This is a genomic window from Nostoc sp. UCD121 (assembly GCF_014222285.1).
Taxonomy (GTDB): domain Bacteria; phylum Cyanobacteriota; class Cyanobacteriia; order Cyanobacteriales; family Nostocaceae; genus Nostoc.
The window spans coordinates 1-15,132 of record NZ_JACKZS010000079.1; the positions used below are offsets into that span (position 1 = coordinate 1).

Consider the following 15,132-nt stretch of genomic DNA (forward strand, 5'->3'; position numbering starts at 1 on the left):
TGCCCCCCTACTCCCCTACTCCCCTCACTCCATCCAAAAATCTGGGAGAGCCGATCTTGCTCTAACTCTACGGCTTCTGCAAAGGTTTCGGAAGTGAGAACACCTGCCATCAAGTTTGGAAAACCTACTCGTGCTTCTAGTGTTACCACATCTCCTGGTTGCAGTCTGACTATCAAGTAACCAGGACTGTAGAGGTCTTCTTTGTCGCTTAATCCCCGTTTTGTCTCCTCAGACAATCCATAATTCCAATACCAAACTGCATCTGGTTGATATTTTCCTTTCGTCCAACGCAAATGCCAAGGTATACCGAAATTACCTAATTTTTTTGCTTGCAGGCAGATTTGCTGTTGCCCAAGCAATTCTGAGAATTGTAATCCTGAACTAGCAATTTGTGGGTGGTGAAAATCACGTTCTGCGATCAGCAGTCGCAGCCGTAAAATTGCTGTTTCACTTCCGTCATAGCGATATTGGATCAAGATTCGATCGCAAAATTGGGCATTGGGGAGGCAGTGTGGTCTTGTCTGCGAGACGCTGCGCGATGGAGTCTCCCCCGCCGCAGGATGCGCGAAGCGCTGTAGTGGAGCAACTGCCGTCATTGGGTATTGGGAAGTATTCTTTACTATTTCCAGTTCGTCATTCTTAGTCCCCAGTCCCCAGTCGCCAGCCTCCACTAACCCATAAGGCATCACCAATTGTCTGCTTAATTGCCAGTTATCTCGACCCCAAATCCATTTTGGAACTGGGTTAATATCAAAACAACGCAACAGTTCGTAGCCCGTCAGTTCAATCTGACCGTTACCCCAAACATTTGTCCCCAGTGCTACAACGTTCCCCGATACTTCTAAGCTAGCGTCTAAGTGTGAAAACAGCAGAGTCCGCCCAGAAGGTGGGTTTGTAGCGGTAAACAGCCAACCATGATAGGTGCGCGTGCGGACATCAGAAATCGTACCACTGGCAAAACTTCCTAAGCCATTGGTAAGTAACCATTCTCTTGTATCTAAATCTGGCATTGGCTACTCAAAATCGTTATGAGTATGATATAGTCGTAACAGATCGTAATTAAACTGTAAAAAGCGTGGATGGGCGAGTTTTACTTGACCCGTATTTCAACGCTAATAAACCGATAAAGGAGAATTAGGTTAATGTCCCTTACTTACGGAACCGAAGGAAGCCTCCGCGTTGGCCAACAAGCTCCCGATTTCACAGCAACGGCTGTGGTAGATCAGGAATTTAAGACAATTAAACTTTCCGATTATCGCGGTAAGTATGTCGTCCTGTTTTTCTACCCACTAGACTTTACCTTTGTTTGTCCTACTGAAATCACAGCATTTAGCGATCGCTACGAAGAATTCAAGAAAATCAATACTGAAGTCCTTGGGGCTTCCGTTGACAGTGAATTCTCCCACCTCGCTTGGATTCAAACAGATCGTAAGTCTGGTGGTGTCGGCGACCTGAATTATCCTCTAGTCTCAGACATCAAGAAAGAGATTAGCGCCGCTTACAACGTTCTTGACCCAGCAGCCGGCATTGCCTTGCGTGGTCTGTTCCTCATCGATAAAGATGGTATCATACAGCACGCTACTATCAACAACCTAGCTTTTGGTCGCAGCGTTGATGAAACCCTGCGGACGTTACAAGCAATTCAGTATGTTCAATCTCACCCCGATGAAGTTTGCCCAGCTGGTTGGCAACCTGGTGACAAGACAATGAATCCTGACCCAGTGAAGTCTAAAGTTTACTTCTCTGCTGTCTAAATTCCATTAGCAAACTCTAATCCAAATTGTTGGAGTTGAGAGCAAAATCAATGAAAACCACAGATAAACAGAGATACACATGAAACAGTGTCAACCTCTGTATCTATCTGTGGTTTTTTCATAAAATAGTATTTAAATAATTAGGGTTAAAAATATGTTGACTTCAACTGATTTTAGTGGGTTATTAAATGAGCGATTTTTCCGCAATTTTTTACCAGTTCCAGCTAGAAATCAACTCAGGTTTGGAGTAGGAACACCTGATTTTCAACTGCCAGATATTACCAACGGAACTTTAGTAAAATTGTCTGATTATAAAGGCAAGCAACCAGTCTTACTCGCCTTTACTCGCATCTTTACTGAAAAACAATATTGCCCCTTTTGTTTTCCTCATATCAAAGCCTTGAATGAGAACTATGAGCAATTTAAAAATCGCGGTATAGAAGTTTTAATGATTACTAGTACCGATGAACGGCAGAGTCAAATTGTTGTGAAAGATTTAGGCTTAAAAATGCCGCTATTGAGCGATCCTAGTTGTCGGGTGTTTCGTATCTATCAAGTAGGACAAGCACTAGGAGCGCCTTTACCAGCCCAGTTTGTATTAGATAAAGAAGGGAAACTCAGCTACTGGCATTTATTTTCTTTTTTGGATCACAATGCTAGTATTGAGACTTTGTTAGAACAATTTAATTGAGTATAAGGTGTAAAATTAGCAATGCTCACCCTACTGATAAAACTGTGAGATTTTATGGTGCTAACCCTTTATCATTCATCTATTTCTCCTAACTCCCGCCGCGTCTGGATTACTCTACTGGAAAAAGGACTGGAGTTTGAGTTAGTAGAGATAAAACTAGATGGGGAACAGTTTAAACCAGAGTTTTTGGCAATTAGTCCCTTCCACCACATTCCAGCTTTGGTGGATGACGGCTTTAATGTCGTGGAATCTTTAGCAATCCTGGACTATTTAGAGGCAAAATATCCCACACCTGCGATGTTGCCTAAAGATGCCAAGGATTTAGCGATCGCACGGATGGTACAACTGGTAACTGTAAATGAGCTTTTGCCAGCAACCACCACATTTTTACCTCAGATATTAGGCTTACCTGGAGAAAATCCCGAAAAAATCGAGCAGGCGAAGCAGAAAATTTCAACAGTACTCAAATTATTCGAGAATTTACTTGACGATCGCCCTTACTTTGGTAGTCAAAACCTAACTCTAGCTGAGGTTGTGGCTGGAACTGTAGTAATATGGCTGCCGGAAGTAGGCATTTCTTTAAAAGATTATCCAAAACTGAATGCTTGGCACGATCGCTTAATTGTACGTCCATCGTGGCAAGCTACCGAGTCTACACCAGAGGCAATGGAAGCCTTGAAGTCTGTCATTGTAGCGAGAAATACGCGGCATCAGACTTAATCAATGTAGAAACGGTAAGATTTACCGTTTCTACAATCGGAAATTTTCACAGCTTGACTTGCTGCAAATGACTGCGGGGATTATAAGTACGTATAGCCCGGATTTTTTCATAATATTCTCGCTCTTGTTGGCTGAGGTCTTTTGGTGGTGCGATCGCCACCTTCACCAACTGATCGCCACGTCCACCCTTGGCGAGGGGCCAACCTTTGCCACGTAAACGCAGTGATTGTCCAGAACGTACTCCGGCTGGTAGCTTGACATTAACTGAACCATCGGGAGTGGGTACATCAATAGACGCTCCCAGAGTAGCTTCATCTGGTGTAATTGCTACTTCGCAGACCAAGTTATCGCCTTCCATTTGAAAGAACGAGTGCGGCTGAAGTTCAACTTTTAAGTATAAATCCCCTCGTTGTTGAGTCATCGGGTTGATTTGACCTTTACCCCGCACGCGCAGACGAGTACCAGGTTTAGCCCCAGATGGGATACGAACATCAATTGTTTCGTTACCTAAACTGAAGCGCTTTTGTACACCATTAAATGCTTCAGCAAAAGTTAGGGTGATTATAGCTTCACTATCCTGGGAAGTACCCGCGCCTGGATCTTGAAATCCATAATCGTTAAAGCCACCAAAACCGCTTGTAGCACCAGTAGGAGGGCGGTAAGAGTAACTTTGTCGCCCACCCCCACCACGAGGGGCAGCACCGCCAAAGCGTCCTAGCAACTCATTAATGAACTCATCAAAATTGCCGTATTGGCTGAAGTCAAAGCCACCCATATCGGCACCAACGCCGCCGCCGGGGAAACCTTCGCCAGCTTGCTTCCAATATTGACCGAATTGGTCATATTTTTTGCGTTTATCTACATCTGAAACAACCTCGTAGGCTTCGCTAACTTCTTTAAAGCGTGCCTCTGCCTGTTTGTTATTTGGGTTGACATCGGGGTGATATTTGCGGGCTAGTTTACGAAAGGCTTGCTTAATCTCATCTTGAGTGGCAGTCTTATTAACTCCCAAAATTGCGTAATAGTCCTTGAAGTCGGTTGCAGCCATCTACTAGCCTCCTATAGAAATTACTGTTATGTTTTTTTTTAAGAACACAGATATTTGATTGCTAGGTAGAGTGCCAAGCAAAAGAATCTGATTTTAAATTAACAAAGAATATAGAAAATCAAGTGTGGTTCTTGCTCAACGTGCGATCGCAATTTCCGTACTCCGATTTTTCTGATAAGCGGATCAGCCCGTCTAGCCCCTCTTCCAGGCTTGGGGGGGCATCCCGGAGTTGACGGTGCATCCGCAAAATAATTTCTTCAGGAACCTGGCGCGATCGCTTTTTATTACGTGCCAAACACAGCCAGACTGGTGTATCCACCCAAATTCCCATAATTTGCGTAAAGCCCAATTCACGGGCTAAAGCAATGACTTCACGGCGATGACGGCGCTGGGCATTGGTAGCGTCGAAAATGGCTGTATTTGCTGTAGAAATAGCTTGTCGAAATTGCCGTTCTACTTCCTGCCAAATCAGCAGCCACGGCCCCTGAAGGGCTTGAGAACCGAACAATTGCCCCCTGATACCATCTGTAGAAATCAGCGGCATCTGGGGGCATTCTGCCAGTAATTGTTTTGCAAAAGTTGACTTACCGCTACCTGGAAGACCAATCAGCAAAAACAATTTAGTCATTTGTCCTTTGTCCTTCGTGGTTTGCCATTAGTCATTTGTCCCTTCTAAATAACTAATGACTAATGACTAATGACTAATGACTAAATGATGGTCCCATCAGCAATTACAGCATTTTTCAGCACGACGACGATACCACTGCGGATGTAAAAACCTTGATTTTCGCGTTCAGCTTCTTGCACATTATCTTTATTGATAATTTTGACATCATGACCGATTCGGGCATTTTTATCAATGATGGCACCGCGAATGATCGTGTCTGTACCGATGCCTACGGGAATGTCATTATCTATCAAGCTACATTGCCGTTCTACAGAAGCTTGGTAAAAATCTGCGCCCATGAGCAAAGATTCTTCGATGACGCAGCCAGATTCAATCCGCGATCGCACTCCTAAAACTGAGTGTTGAATGCGGCAATTTTTCAAAATACAACCTTCGCCAATAATTGATTCTGTGATATGGCAATCTAAAAGTTTAGTCGGAGGTAAGTAACGAGGGCGGGTATAAATTGGTGCTTTTTCATCGTAGAAACTAAAAGGTGGCTGGGGCTGCTGAGTCAGGGCTAAATTTGCCTGATAAAAAGCCTCAATTGTTCCAATATCTTCCCAGTAATCATCAAAAAGGTAGGCTTGAACGTTGTAATCTTTAGAGGCATCAGGAATAATTTCTTTACCGAAATCAGTTCTTTCTATACCTTCTCTCAACAACTTGAACAAAACCTCTTTTTTAAAGACATAAATCCCCATTGAGGCGATGTAAGGCTGTTTCAGGGCTTGTTCTTTTGTTAATCCCAGTACACTTGTATCAACTTGCATTTGGGTTAACGCCTCGCCTTTAGGTTTTTCGCTAAAGTCAATTACCCTACCAGAATCGTCAATTTTCATCAAGCCAAAATCTGAGGCGCGGCGCTCGTCTATGGGGATGACTGAGAGAGTAATATCAGCCCCCGTGTCCCTATGGCGCTGGATAAACTGGCGATAATCCATCCGGTAGAGGTGATCGCCTGAGAGAATTAGATATTCTTCTACATCCCATTCTTCCATCAACCATAGATACTGACGCACAGCATCGGCTGTACCTTGGAACCAGTTGGGATTTTCTGGGGTTTGTTGTGCAGCTAGCACTTCCACAAAACCTTCGTTGAAGCCAGTAAAGTTATAGGTACGGGCGATGTGACGATTCAGAGAAGCTGAGTTGAATTGTGTCAGGACGTAGATTTTGAATATTTCGGAATTTATGCAGTTACTAACAGGGATATCGATTAAGCGGTACTTCCCCGCTACTGGTACTGCTGGTTTAGCGCGGAGTTTGGTTAATGGGTAAAGCCGAGTACCCGCGCCACCGCCAAGGATGATTGATAATACTTTTTTCACAAAATTTCTCCCGACTGCCTTTCAACTCTCATCTTCAGTTTAGGACTGTCTGCCACCACAGGTAAGGGGGATCATGTGATTCTTAGGGAGGAATTTTATAGAATGCTGTTGGTTATGGATAGTACGGCTAATAAGTAAAAGACTAGAACATTTGTATTTATTTAGATAGGTGAACAATATAGGAAGTTTTGGCTACGTTTGCCTTGCATAGAATTTGACTATCGCTTTTGCATTTTATATCGATATAGAAATCATATTTAATTTTTGAAAAAACTTAGTACCACTTGAAAAGCCTTGTTGCCTGTTGGCTGCCATCGCTTTTGCGCTGCGCGAACAAAATCAAGGCTGACTGCTATAGTTATCTATTTATTTTCTTTGATAAAGATATGTTGCGAGATAAAATTCTCAGGTGAATCACTCTTTTGGGCAATATTGAGACGTAGAAGCTGCGCCCAGACTTCATCGCTAAGTAACTTTAAAGCAGTTTTAGGATTGTTAATTGCGATCGCACCGATAACTTTACGCCATCCTTGCTGCAATGACTCAAGAAAAGCCTCTTCAATAGAAACTTGACTCAACAACGAAAGAGCGGTTTCAAAACTTTCGGAACCAGCTTGTATATTCTTCGCTCTTAACCCTTGAAGTGCCACATTTAACCATACAGGCAGAAGTTCCAGCCAATTGCTTTGCTGTATCTTTTTGAGCGCAATGTCTTCCATACCTAACGCACCCCATATATATAAAGACTCTACAGCCAGTTTAGAATCGTGGTTGTTTAGAGCATTTTGCCATAAGTTTTGAGCTTGATTTTGGAAGCGATTAGCAAGAAATTCATAAGCTTCCTGGACTTGATGCAAAATTGTGACTTTATAAACTGATTCACCTCGTGGTAGGTAATCACCACGATAAGATAGCCAATTATGAGATCCACACAGATGGATTTCTCGATCAACTATTACTTCTTTTATATGGGAGTCTCCCAGCCATAAAACCTGTACAGATGATAAACCATCAGGTGTTTTTATTGCTCGCAGTTTTTTCTCTACTTCTGACGAAATTGGTTTCTCTTCATCTTCTTGTCGCCGCGCAATTCCATGTCCAATTAAAATCCAAACTCCACGATTAGCTAATTTTTGTAACAGAGTTAGAAATTTTTCATCGACAACTGCCTGATTCACCCAAGGAGAATAAATAATAACCTGACTTTTAGCAGAATTCAAAACTTCTGAGAAAGCTTGGCTAATTTGTCCGTCGCGTAACTGTACAACTTCACCTAAGACTGGAGAATTATCTACTTTTTTCCCAGCTTTTATCGCAGCTTTTAGTGCTTTTTGGCGAATATTTTCAAGTCTAACTTCTATTTCAGTATTTTTCTGTTTGAGAATGGCTTCACGTTCAAAATTGATGGTTTCGGTTGACAATTTACATAAGGATTGCAAGGATATCTTACCTTGAGCATGTAGAGCTTCTAACCAATTTGATGCTGACTCTAAAATTTGTTTTCCATTTCTTATTTGAATGGTTAATTTATCTTCAAGGGCATCGAATATAACGAAAAGTGATATCTTTCTCCAAAATTTTTGAGTTGGATTTAATACCTTATAAGAAGTAACTATTTTTCCCTCTTCTGGGATATGAAGCGCTAAATCTGAAGCCTGAATAAAATTTTGGATTTCCTCAATTTGTAAAGAAGAGATATCAGCAATTATATGATCAATAGTTATAAAATCTGCCAAGTCTGGCAACTTTATCACTGTCTCACTTAGTGATTCAGTTTGAAAGGTTATTTTGTCACTTAAAGGATCTGTAATAGCATTAAGCTGTACAGGATATGGGGGCTGTGGTACAGACCCCTTTTCATAAAATGAGCGACCTTCAGAAGTAACTGTAAGTGGTGATGTTGGTGATAGAGTTTGTAATGAGCGAAGAGTTGCAGTGGTAGTTTTGATAAATACAGAATCTAGTCCAAGGACAGAGGCTAATTCATCCTCTGTTGGCGGAGGTTGAAATTCAATCGCAGCGCGGATAATAAATTCTTCAAGTACGTTAAACTGGCGGGGTTCTTTGATATTTACTTCTATAGTAGTTTGACGCAAACTATAACGGAATTGACGCGCTGCTAAAACCGATAAACTAGGACTTTGCGCTTCTATTTCGTCTACAAAATTTTTGAGATTGTCATCAATAGGTTTAGCAGAAGAGGCGAGAAACATCAAAGGAATAAGATTGGATAATTGAATTTGTACAAATACTTGTAACCCATGAGGCAAAGTATTTTTATGGTTTCAATAAGCTTTGGCGACGACTAGCCTACCAAGCAAATCCAGCACCAGTGACAAATATTAGCACATTATAAATTTTCCTAGGAATGACCATTGTGGGAGTATTCAGCAGCTTAGGGGTAGAAGCGATCGCGCCCATTTTGAATTCATACTTCTACTGTGATTGCCGTAACGCTTTTTCTCCTAATCGGGTTAAAGTTGCGATCGCAAAATCTTAGAAGTTATTTATAAAGTAAAAATAAGATTATTGTACGATGTGTTAGGCGCATATTTCTAGATGATTTCTCACAAAAGTTCTCATCAAACTGCTAACGCACCGCTATGTAAGAAGGTGCGTAATAGCAAAGCCGTAACCCACCTTACTTAAGATTTACTTTATAAATAGTCTCTAAGAGTCTGTTTTAAAAGTGTTTGGCTGTGCTTTTAAGTACTTCTAGATCCCCCCTAGCCCCCCTTAAAAAAGGGGGGAACCGGAATCAAAGTCTCCCTTTTTAAGGGGTATTTAGGGGGATCTTAACTTTTGATACCGATAAGGGGACTTTTAAAACATCCTCTAAGCAGGCTTTATGAAATAGGAGTAGTTATATCTTCCTCCAAAGAGGCTGGCAATTCAGAAGAACTAGCGCCAGTTTCTGGTGTTGAAAGCTCATCGCTTACCATTCCATCCCATGAATAATTGCAGATTTTGGTGTGAAGCAATTTACCAAATGTCAGGTTAATTGCAAGGGAAAAAGAATCGATAAAAATTAGATTTACAAAGCGATCAATCATTAGACCCCCTTGAGCTAAATTAAGCATCAAGTGATATTTGCTTTCTTACTACACAAGCGATAATCTCTTTTCCAGAAATGTCTGCTATCTTAATAATTCCTAGTTGAAGGGGAAAGGGGAAAAAGGATTGTGGGTAAGGGAAGCAGGAAAGAAAATATTATTTATCGCTTTAATTTTGAGAAGAAGTAACGCCTAGAAAAGGCTTCATCTCATCAGTATAACTGCCAAAAATGATGCAGGTTACTGAATAATTTCTACTTACATGGGCTAATTTGCCTAATAGATAGCCTCAATCTTTTCAACCAAACTCTTAAGATTACCATTAATAGGTTTAACTGAAGAGACGAGAAACATCTTCGGTAATTTAATTTGTACTAATACTTGTAACCCATGAGGCAAAATATCTTTATGCTTTCAGTAAGCCTTGGCGACGACTAGCCCACCAAGCAAATCCGGCACCAGTCACAAACATTAGTAGACCATAAATTGCCCCAGGAATAGCCATTGTAGGATTATTCAGCAGCGTAGGGGTAGAAGCGATCGCGATCGCCAGAGTCCCATTTTGAATCCCTACTTCTACTGTAATTGCCGTAACGCTTTTTTCTCCTAATCGGGTTAAAGTAGCGATCGCAAAACCTAAAGCCATTGCAACCACATTCAACACTAGAGTTGCCCCGCCTACATCTATTACATAAGAAATAAAACTATTCCGTTCTCGCAGCAGCACTCCAGTAATTACCACCGCCAGGAAAAATAAAGATAGCCACTTCACAGGTTTATCTGCCTTGTCTGCCAATCCAGGTGCATACCGCTTGGCTATCATCCCAATTGCTGTAGGTAGAAGTGTAATTACCGCAATCTGCAAAACAGTACTTAAGAAAGGTAACTGTAGCGTTGTTCCTTCCCCCAAAAATCTCTGCATTGACAAATTTACTACCAGAGGAATCGTAAAAACCGTAATGAAACTACTAATAGCTGTTAGCGTCACAGAAAGAGCAACATCACCCCCAGCCAAAAACGTAATCATATTAGAAGTAGCGCCACCAGGACAGGCTGCTAAAATCATTACGCCTACCGCCAATTGTGGTTCAAGGGGAAACACCGACGCAATGCCAAAGCCCACAATCGGCAACATAATCAACTGCGCCACTAAACCAATCACCACCGCTTTGGGATAGATTATAACTCGCTTGAAGTCCTCTAGGGTCAAGGTTAACCCCATGCCTAACATGATAATAAATAGAGCTAGGGGCAGAAAAACAGCCGTTAGAAAATTTGCTTCCATCCTTAACCCGCGTTGGTAACAATAAAAGTGCCTCTGGATTGTACCGTATTCCCGTTAAATTTCTAGTTCAAGAACTGTAATAGGTTTAGCAGAAGAGCCGAGAAACATCTACGAAACCTTGATGAAGACTGACAATATTTGACACTTCCGAATACATACTTCCGACTTTACCTGGTTGATGGGTAAACAAATTATGACAACCCACAATTATCAGCAGTTCTTGAGCGCGAGAAAATGCAACATTTACCCGTTCTGGCTTCTTAGCAAATCCGACATCTCCTTTACTGTTGTTGCGAACCATGCTCACAATCACAACAGGTCTTTCCATACCTTGAAATCTGTCTACTGTCCCAGTACGAATCTCTAATGAAGGAAAAAGTTCAGATTGTAGGCGTTCATCAATTTTTCTTAATTGAGCGCCATAAAACGTAATTACAGCAATTTCTTTTTTTGGTTCACCATTAGCGACTTTAGAAGCCCATATAGTCTCAAACTGCTGACACAGACGTTCAATCGCATCAATTTCTGGAGTATTAAAGTAAGAAGTTCCGTTTCGTTGCTCTAAAAACTGATTTTCAATAGGCGTTTTTACCCAAATAAGATGCTGAGATTCTTGGATAATTTCGCTTGCTAAATGATGGGCGCGTTTTGTGTCCGGTTCCAAAATCCCAGATTCTAGTTTACCGTCATAAAACTGATTGATTGCACCCATAATAAATGGGTGCATTCGATATTGTGTAGTTAGCATTTGTTTAATGCTTTCATCAGCAGATTCAAACTGACTTTTAAATAGTGATTCTTCTAAGAATTGTAATTCATCTCGTGTATTACCCATTGTTTGAGCAACTTCTTCTATAGTGCTAGTATCAAGCATGGGTGGTAATTGCCGATGATCGCCTACCATGACTAACTTTTTACCTTTCAAAGCTGGGATTAGTAACTCTGGTGGAGTACACTTACTAACCTCATCAATGATGACAACATCAAAAGATTTGAACTCTTCCGAAAAACCTCTATTTGCAGCTTGAACGCAGGTGATGCCGACGACGTTGGCATTATCTAAATATATGCGCCTTAAATCGTCTTGATCGCGTTCATTTGGCTGTCTTAATTTTCCTATCCAATCTTGGACAAAATTCTGATATTTTTTGAGATAATTTTCTTCTTTTTCGAGTTCATTTTGCCAAGATTCAAACTGAATATTGATACCGCGCAATAACTCTATATTAAACAAGTCAGTAGCAGGATTTTCTGGCTTAAACTTATCCGGGATTCTTTGCCATTCTGTCAACCACCAGTTTCTTTCTTCTCTTAAACTATCTGATGGCTGTGGTTGTAATTTTTCTTCTATTTCACACAAGCTAATTTGTAATTTTTGAAGTTGCTGTAGAAAAGTTTCAGTTTCTTCTTGTAGCTTTGATAAATGCTCATATAGAGAATTTTTAATTATCTCCAACACAGCAAAAGGTTCTAAGGATGAAATTAAGATTTCAAGCTGACTAATAGAAGTTACCCAATAATTCACTTGATTTGAGAATTCTTGTGGATGCTCCCAAATATTTGATTGGGTTGCAAGATATTTATCAGTTAAAGTGCGTAATTGAACAGGTATATTTTGTTGATTAAGTTCTTGCAAGATATTAATAACTCTGCCAAGTTGCAGATTAGCATCTTGTTGTGCTTTTTCTACCTCAACTTGAGTAATGGATATTTGCTGTTGGCTAATTTCATTTTTCTGAAGTTCATTTAATTGTCTTTGTAAATACTGAAGCTGTTGTTCAGTTTCGGTTTTGACTTTTAAAACGCATTGACGTGCATTTACAAGAATAGTATCTAACAATTCTTGTGTAAGTTGGGTGAGAGTAGAATCGATGTTATTCCATTCCCATGATGCGCCATAAGTTCGTTGCATTCTAATTAAGAAAACCTGGGTATTTTCGACCAGTAATTTTCGCTGCTTGGGGTTGAGTAGCTGATAATTGCTAAACTGTTGATAGGTTTCTTGCCATTGGGTGCGATCGCTCTTTGATAGCACCATTGGAATCTGACTAAAATTTTCTTGTAAAAAATAGCTGAAATTATGCTGTTTACCCCGTCTATCGGTAAAACCTCCGTCTATTTCATAAGCGATTGCTTTTGTCAATAGCTCCCACTCTGGCAGATTAATTTTGTAAATTTTTGGTACTATTGCTAATTTTAATGTATTAGCAAACATTAATAAACCTAGTGGTAAGTCCACTAAATTTTCTGTTAGTGGTAAACCTGATTGCTGACAATCTTTTAAAGTTTGATAAAGATGAGAAGGTGCTGTAGACTTCCATTCTTTTACTGCTAAGATAATATAATCAATTTCACGTTGCCGATTTTCCCAAATCTGGATTGTTTGCTGTAGGTTTTGGAGTTTGGCAAGATATTTTTGATAATCTGGTTGTACTTGATTTAACAATGCAAAATTTTGTTTTACAACCTCCACTGATGCTGCAACTTCTAAGATGGCTTGACTAGCCTCTTGAGCATGAGTAAAAGCAGATTTAAATCCAGAAATTTCTGTTGCTACAGTTTCACGCAACCAAACCGCTAAACCAAAAGCACCAAGCGCCGAACGCACCAAGCCAAGTTCATCAGTATATTTGATGGTTTGACGAATATTTGCTAAAAATTCTTCTACTAAACTATTACCTTCTGTGTATGGCTTCAGAAGTGGCAAAAAATCTGTAACTTCTGGAGCTTCCCAATTTATATCTGGTGCAGTGTTTAGTATATTTTCTAGACCTGAAATTAGAGATTCAACGTTGTTTTGTTTTTCTACGGTTTCGTTGTAAGATTTTTCTTGATTTTTAAAGTTTGTCTCTAATTTTAACTTATTTTTATTAAATTTCGTTTGCTGCTGGCTAAATTCTTCCTCTGCTTGGAAGTAGGGTGTGAATCTTTGTGATGATGCCAGTAATTGACTGAAAATTTTGATATTTTCGAGCCGTTGTGTAATATTATTTTCGCAGTCAAAAGCTGTATTTTCTAGCCATCTGCCAATTACTTGGTCTTCTAAAAATGGCTGTCCTTCTTCCCCAACTTTTTCGGCTCTACCCTTGCGTACTGCCCGAATCACTGGGTTGTGAACTAATCGACTCAGGGCGTTATCTACTGCTAAATTCGCTTGCGAAGCAATTAGAGTTCTTCCACCTCGAAGAGCAATTTGATAGCAAATCTCAGCAATTACGGTAGTTTTACCAGTACCTGGTGGCCCTTGGATGAGAACAAGATCCTTAGCAGCAAGTACCTTTTCTACTGCTGCTTTTTGCCCAGGATTAGCGGAAGATAATAATAAATCTTGTGGTTGAAGTTCAACAGTGCTTTTGATTTGTCTAGCCTGAGAAGCATCGAATAAAAAGTTGCCTAAATAAGGATTTTGGGTGTAACCATTATTCAAATCATCTAAGGCTTTTTTCTTACGCTGAATTTGCTGAATGTCGCCAACTGCCTCGAAACATAAGAATCCGGTAGCTGGTAATTTATAGCGCTCTGTTGCCATGAATTCAGCTAAGTCGCGTTCTAGTCTGAGGTTGATAATACCACGGTTGGTATCAACTTCTTCAACAGTTCCTAATTGACGACCGCTAATCCAATTTTTTCCGACAGGAGCAGTTTCAAAAAGTTTTAAATCTTCGTTTTTTGTGCGTCTTGCTCGTTCCCAAAAATTATCTACTTCGAGGGAATTTTGATAAAAACCGTCAAGGGTGGCTGAGTTTACATCAATTTCAAAACTAATCCGCCTTTTGAAGTTATAGTTATGACTTACGTAACGCACACAAAATTGACGTGCTTTAGCAATTTTTTCCTCAATTTGCAAAAACGCTTTCCAAGCTTTTAGCTGATCTTCTGTAGGTACATTTTCGCCACAAACTGGCGCGGTGGCGATGCGCTTCAATGTCGCTGGCGGAATGTCGAGATGGTGCTGATGATTAGCTAGTAAACGCAAGCGACAAGGTATAGCATAGCTGTCGGCGTGTCCGCGTGAGGGTTGTAACAACTGAGCCGAAAGTATTTTTATACCGTCGCGTCCATCTTTTTTTACAGATGCTCTAAATCCTAATGTTTTTCTGAGCTTGTCAAGTCTTGCAGGCAATGGAAAATCATCGGAGTCTGTCGCTATTGTCAAATCCCAAATTTCCTCTCTTGCTTCTTTCCCTGCACCCTTGCGACGCACATAAAATAAAGAAGGCTTTTTACCGACACATTCATACATTAACTCATTGGCGCGATCGCGCCGCTCCCTAAAATCGGAATATGATTTCAAGGCAGCCTCACCTTCAAGATGGCGGATAAAACTATCAATTGCTGAAGCTATAAAAGTATAGCCCCAATCTTCAGAGGTTGTTTTAGTAGTTTTCGAGGATTTTGCTGTTAGTTTACTTATCGCTAAACGAATGCGTTCTACATCGGGTTCTGAGATTGTACTGGTATGGCTTTTGACTACAATTTTGAGTTTTTCACAAATTAATAATAGCTTCTTGCTATCTAAATTTAATTCTTTTGCTAGTTCGTAGATTCTGAGTTTACCGTTGTTCATCCACTATTTACCTTGT

At 40.5% G+C, this 15,132-nt stretch carries 12 protein-coding genes; 4 read left to right on the plus strand and 8 right to left on the minus strand.

What is annotated here, in order from left to right; translation table 11 throughout:
• On the minus strand, positions 1–1,010 hold a 1,010-nt coding region (locus GNF10_RS17825), incomplete at its 3' end, for a glycogen debranching enzyme N-terminal domain-containing protein (RefSeq protein WP_185607192.1).
• Positions 1,011–1,142: 132 nt separating this feature from the next.
• Here GNF10_RS17825 and GNF10_RS17830 point away from each other — a divergent pair.
• The 3 genes from GNF10_RS17830 (at position 1,143) to GNF10_RS17840 (ending at position 3,165) form a co-directional block, all read left to right on the plus strand.
• Positions 1,143–1,754, plus strand: a complete 612-nt coding sequence (locus GNF10_RS17830; RefSeq protein ID WP_012412312.1) for a peroxiredoxin — start codon at positions 1,143–1,145, stop codon at positions 1,752–1,754.
• Positions 1,755–1,908: 154 nt separating this feature from the next.
• A complete protein-coding gene (locus GNF10_RS17835) occupies positions 1,909–2,445 on the plus strand; it encodes a peroxiredoxin (RefSeq protein ID WP_185582706.1) in 537 nt (178 codons plus the stop codon).
• A gap of 57 nt (positions 2,446–2,502) precedes the next feature.
• Positions 2,503–3,165, plus strand: coding sequence for a glutathione S-transferase family protein (locus GNF10_RS17840; RefSeq protein ID WP_185582749.1), 663 nt, complete (start codon positions 2,503–2,505; stop codon positions 3,163–3,165).
• 46 nt (positions 3,166–3,211) lie between these two features.
• Here GNF10_RS17840 and GNF10_RS17845 read toward each other — a convergent pair whose 3' ends face one another.
• The 4 genes from GNF10_RS17845 to GNF10_RS17860 form a co-directional block, all read right to left on the minus strand.
• A complete protein-coding gene (locus GNF10_RS17845) occupies positions 3,212–4,213 on the minus strand; it encodes a DnaJ C-terminal domain-containing protein (RefSeq protein WP_163929452.1) in 1,002 nt (333 codons plus the stop codon).
• Between the two features lie 118 nt (positions 4,214–4,331).
• On the minus strand, positions 4,332–4,841 hold the full coding sequence (locus GNF10_RS17850) for an AAA family ATPase (protein WP_185582708.1): 510 nt from the start codon (positions 4,839–4,841) through the stop codon (positions 4,332–4,334).
• Positions 4,842–4,921: 80 nt separating this feature from the next.
• Positions 4,922–6,211: a glucose-1-phosphate adenylyltransferase gene (locus GNF10_RS17855; protein ID WP_114084227.1), complete on the minus strand. Its 1,290-nt coding sequence runs from the start codon at positions 6,209–6,211 to the stop codon at positions 4,922–4,924.
• A gap of 362 nt (positions 6,212–6,573) precedes the next feature.
• The gene (locus tag GNF10_RS17860; protein WP_260446309.1) at positions 6,574–8,481 is read right to left on the minus strand and encodes a hypothetical protein; all 1,908 of its coding nucleotides are present in this window, start codon (positions 8,479–8,481) and stop codon (positions 6,574–6,576) included.
• A 98-nt stretch (positions 8,482–8,579) separates the two neighbouring features.
• Here GNF10_RS17860 and GNF10_RS38640 point away from each other — a divergent pair, with 98 nt between their 5' ends.
• Positions 8,580–8,711, plus strand: coding sequence for a hypothetical protein (locus GNF10_RS38640; RefSeq protein ID WP_260445839.1), 132 nt, complete (start codon positions 8,580–8,582; stop codon positions 8,709–8,711).
• A gap of 346 nt (positions 8,712–9,057) precedes the next feature.
• Here GNF10_RS38640 and GNF10_RS17865 read toward each other — a convergent pair whose 3' ends face one another.
• From GNF10_RS17865 to GNF10_RS17875, 3 genes are all read right to left on the minus strand, one after another.
• The gene (locus tag GNF10_RS17865) at positions 9,058–9,264 is read right to left on the minus strand and encodes a hypothetical protein (protein WP_185582710.1); all 207 of its coding nucleotides are present in this window, start codon (positions 9,262–9,264) and stop codon (positions 9,058–9,060) included.
• 406 nt (positions 9,265–9,670) lie between these two features.
• A complete protein-coding gene (locus GNF10_RS17870) occupies positions 9,671–10,549 on the minus strand; it encodes a bile acid:sodium symporter family protein (protein ID WP_185582712.1) in 879 nt (292 codons plus the stop codon).
• Positions 10,550–10,634: 85 nt separating this feature from the next.
• A complete protein-coding gene (locus GNF10_RS17875; RefSeq protein WP_185582714.1) occupies positions 10,635–15,116 on the minus strand; it encodes a translation initiation factor IF-2 N-terminal domain-containing protein in 4,482 nt (1,493 codons plus the stop codon).
• Between the last annotated feature and the right edge of the window lie 16 nt (positions 15,117–15,132).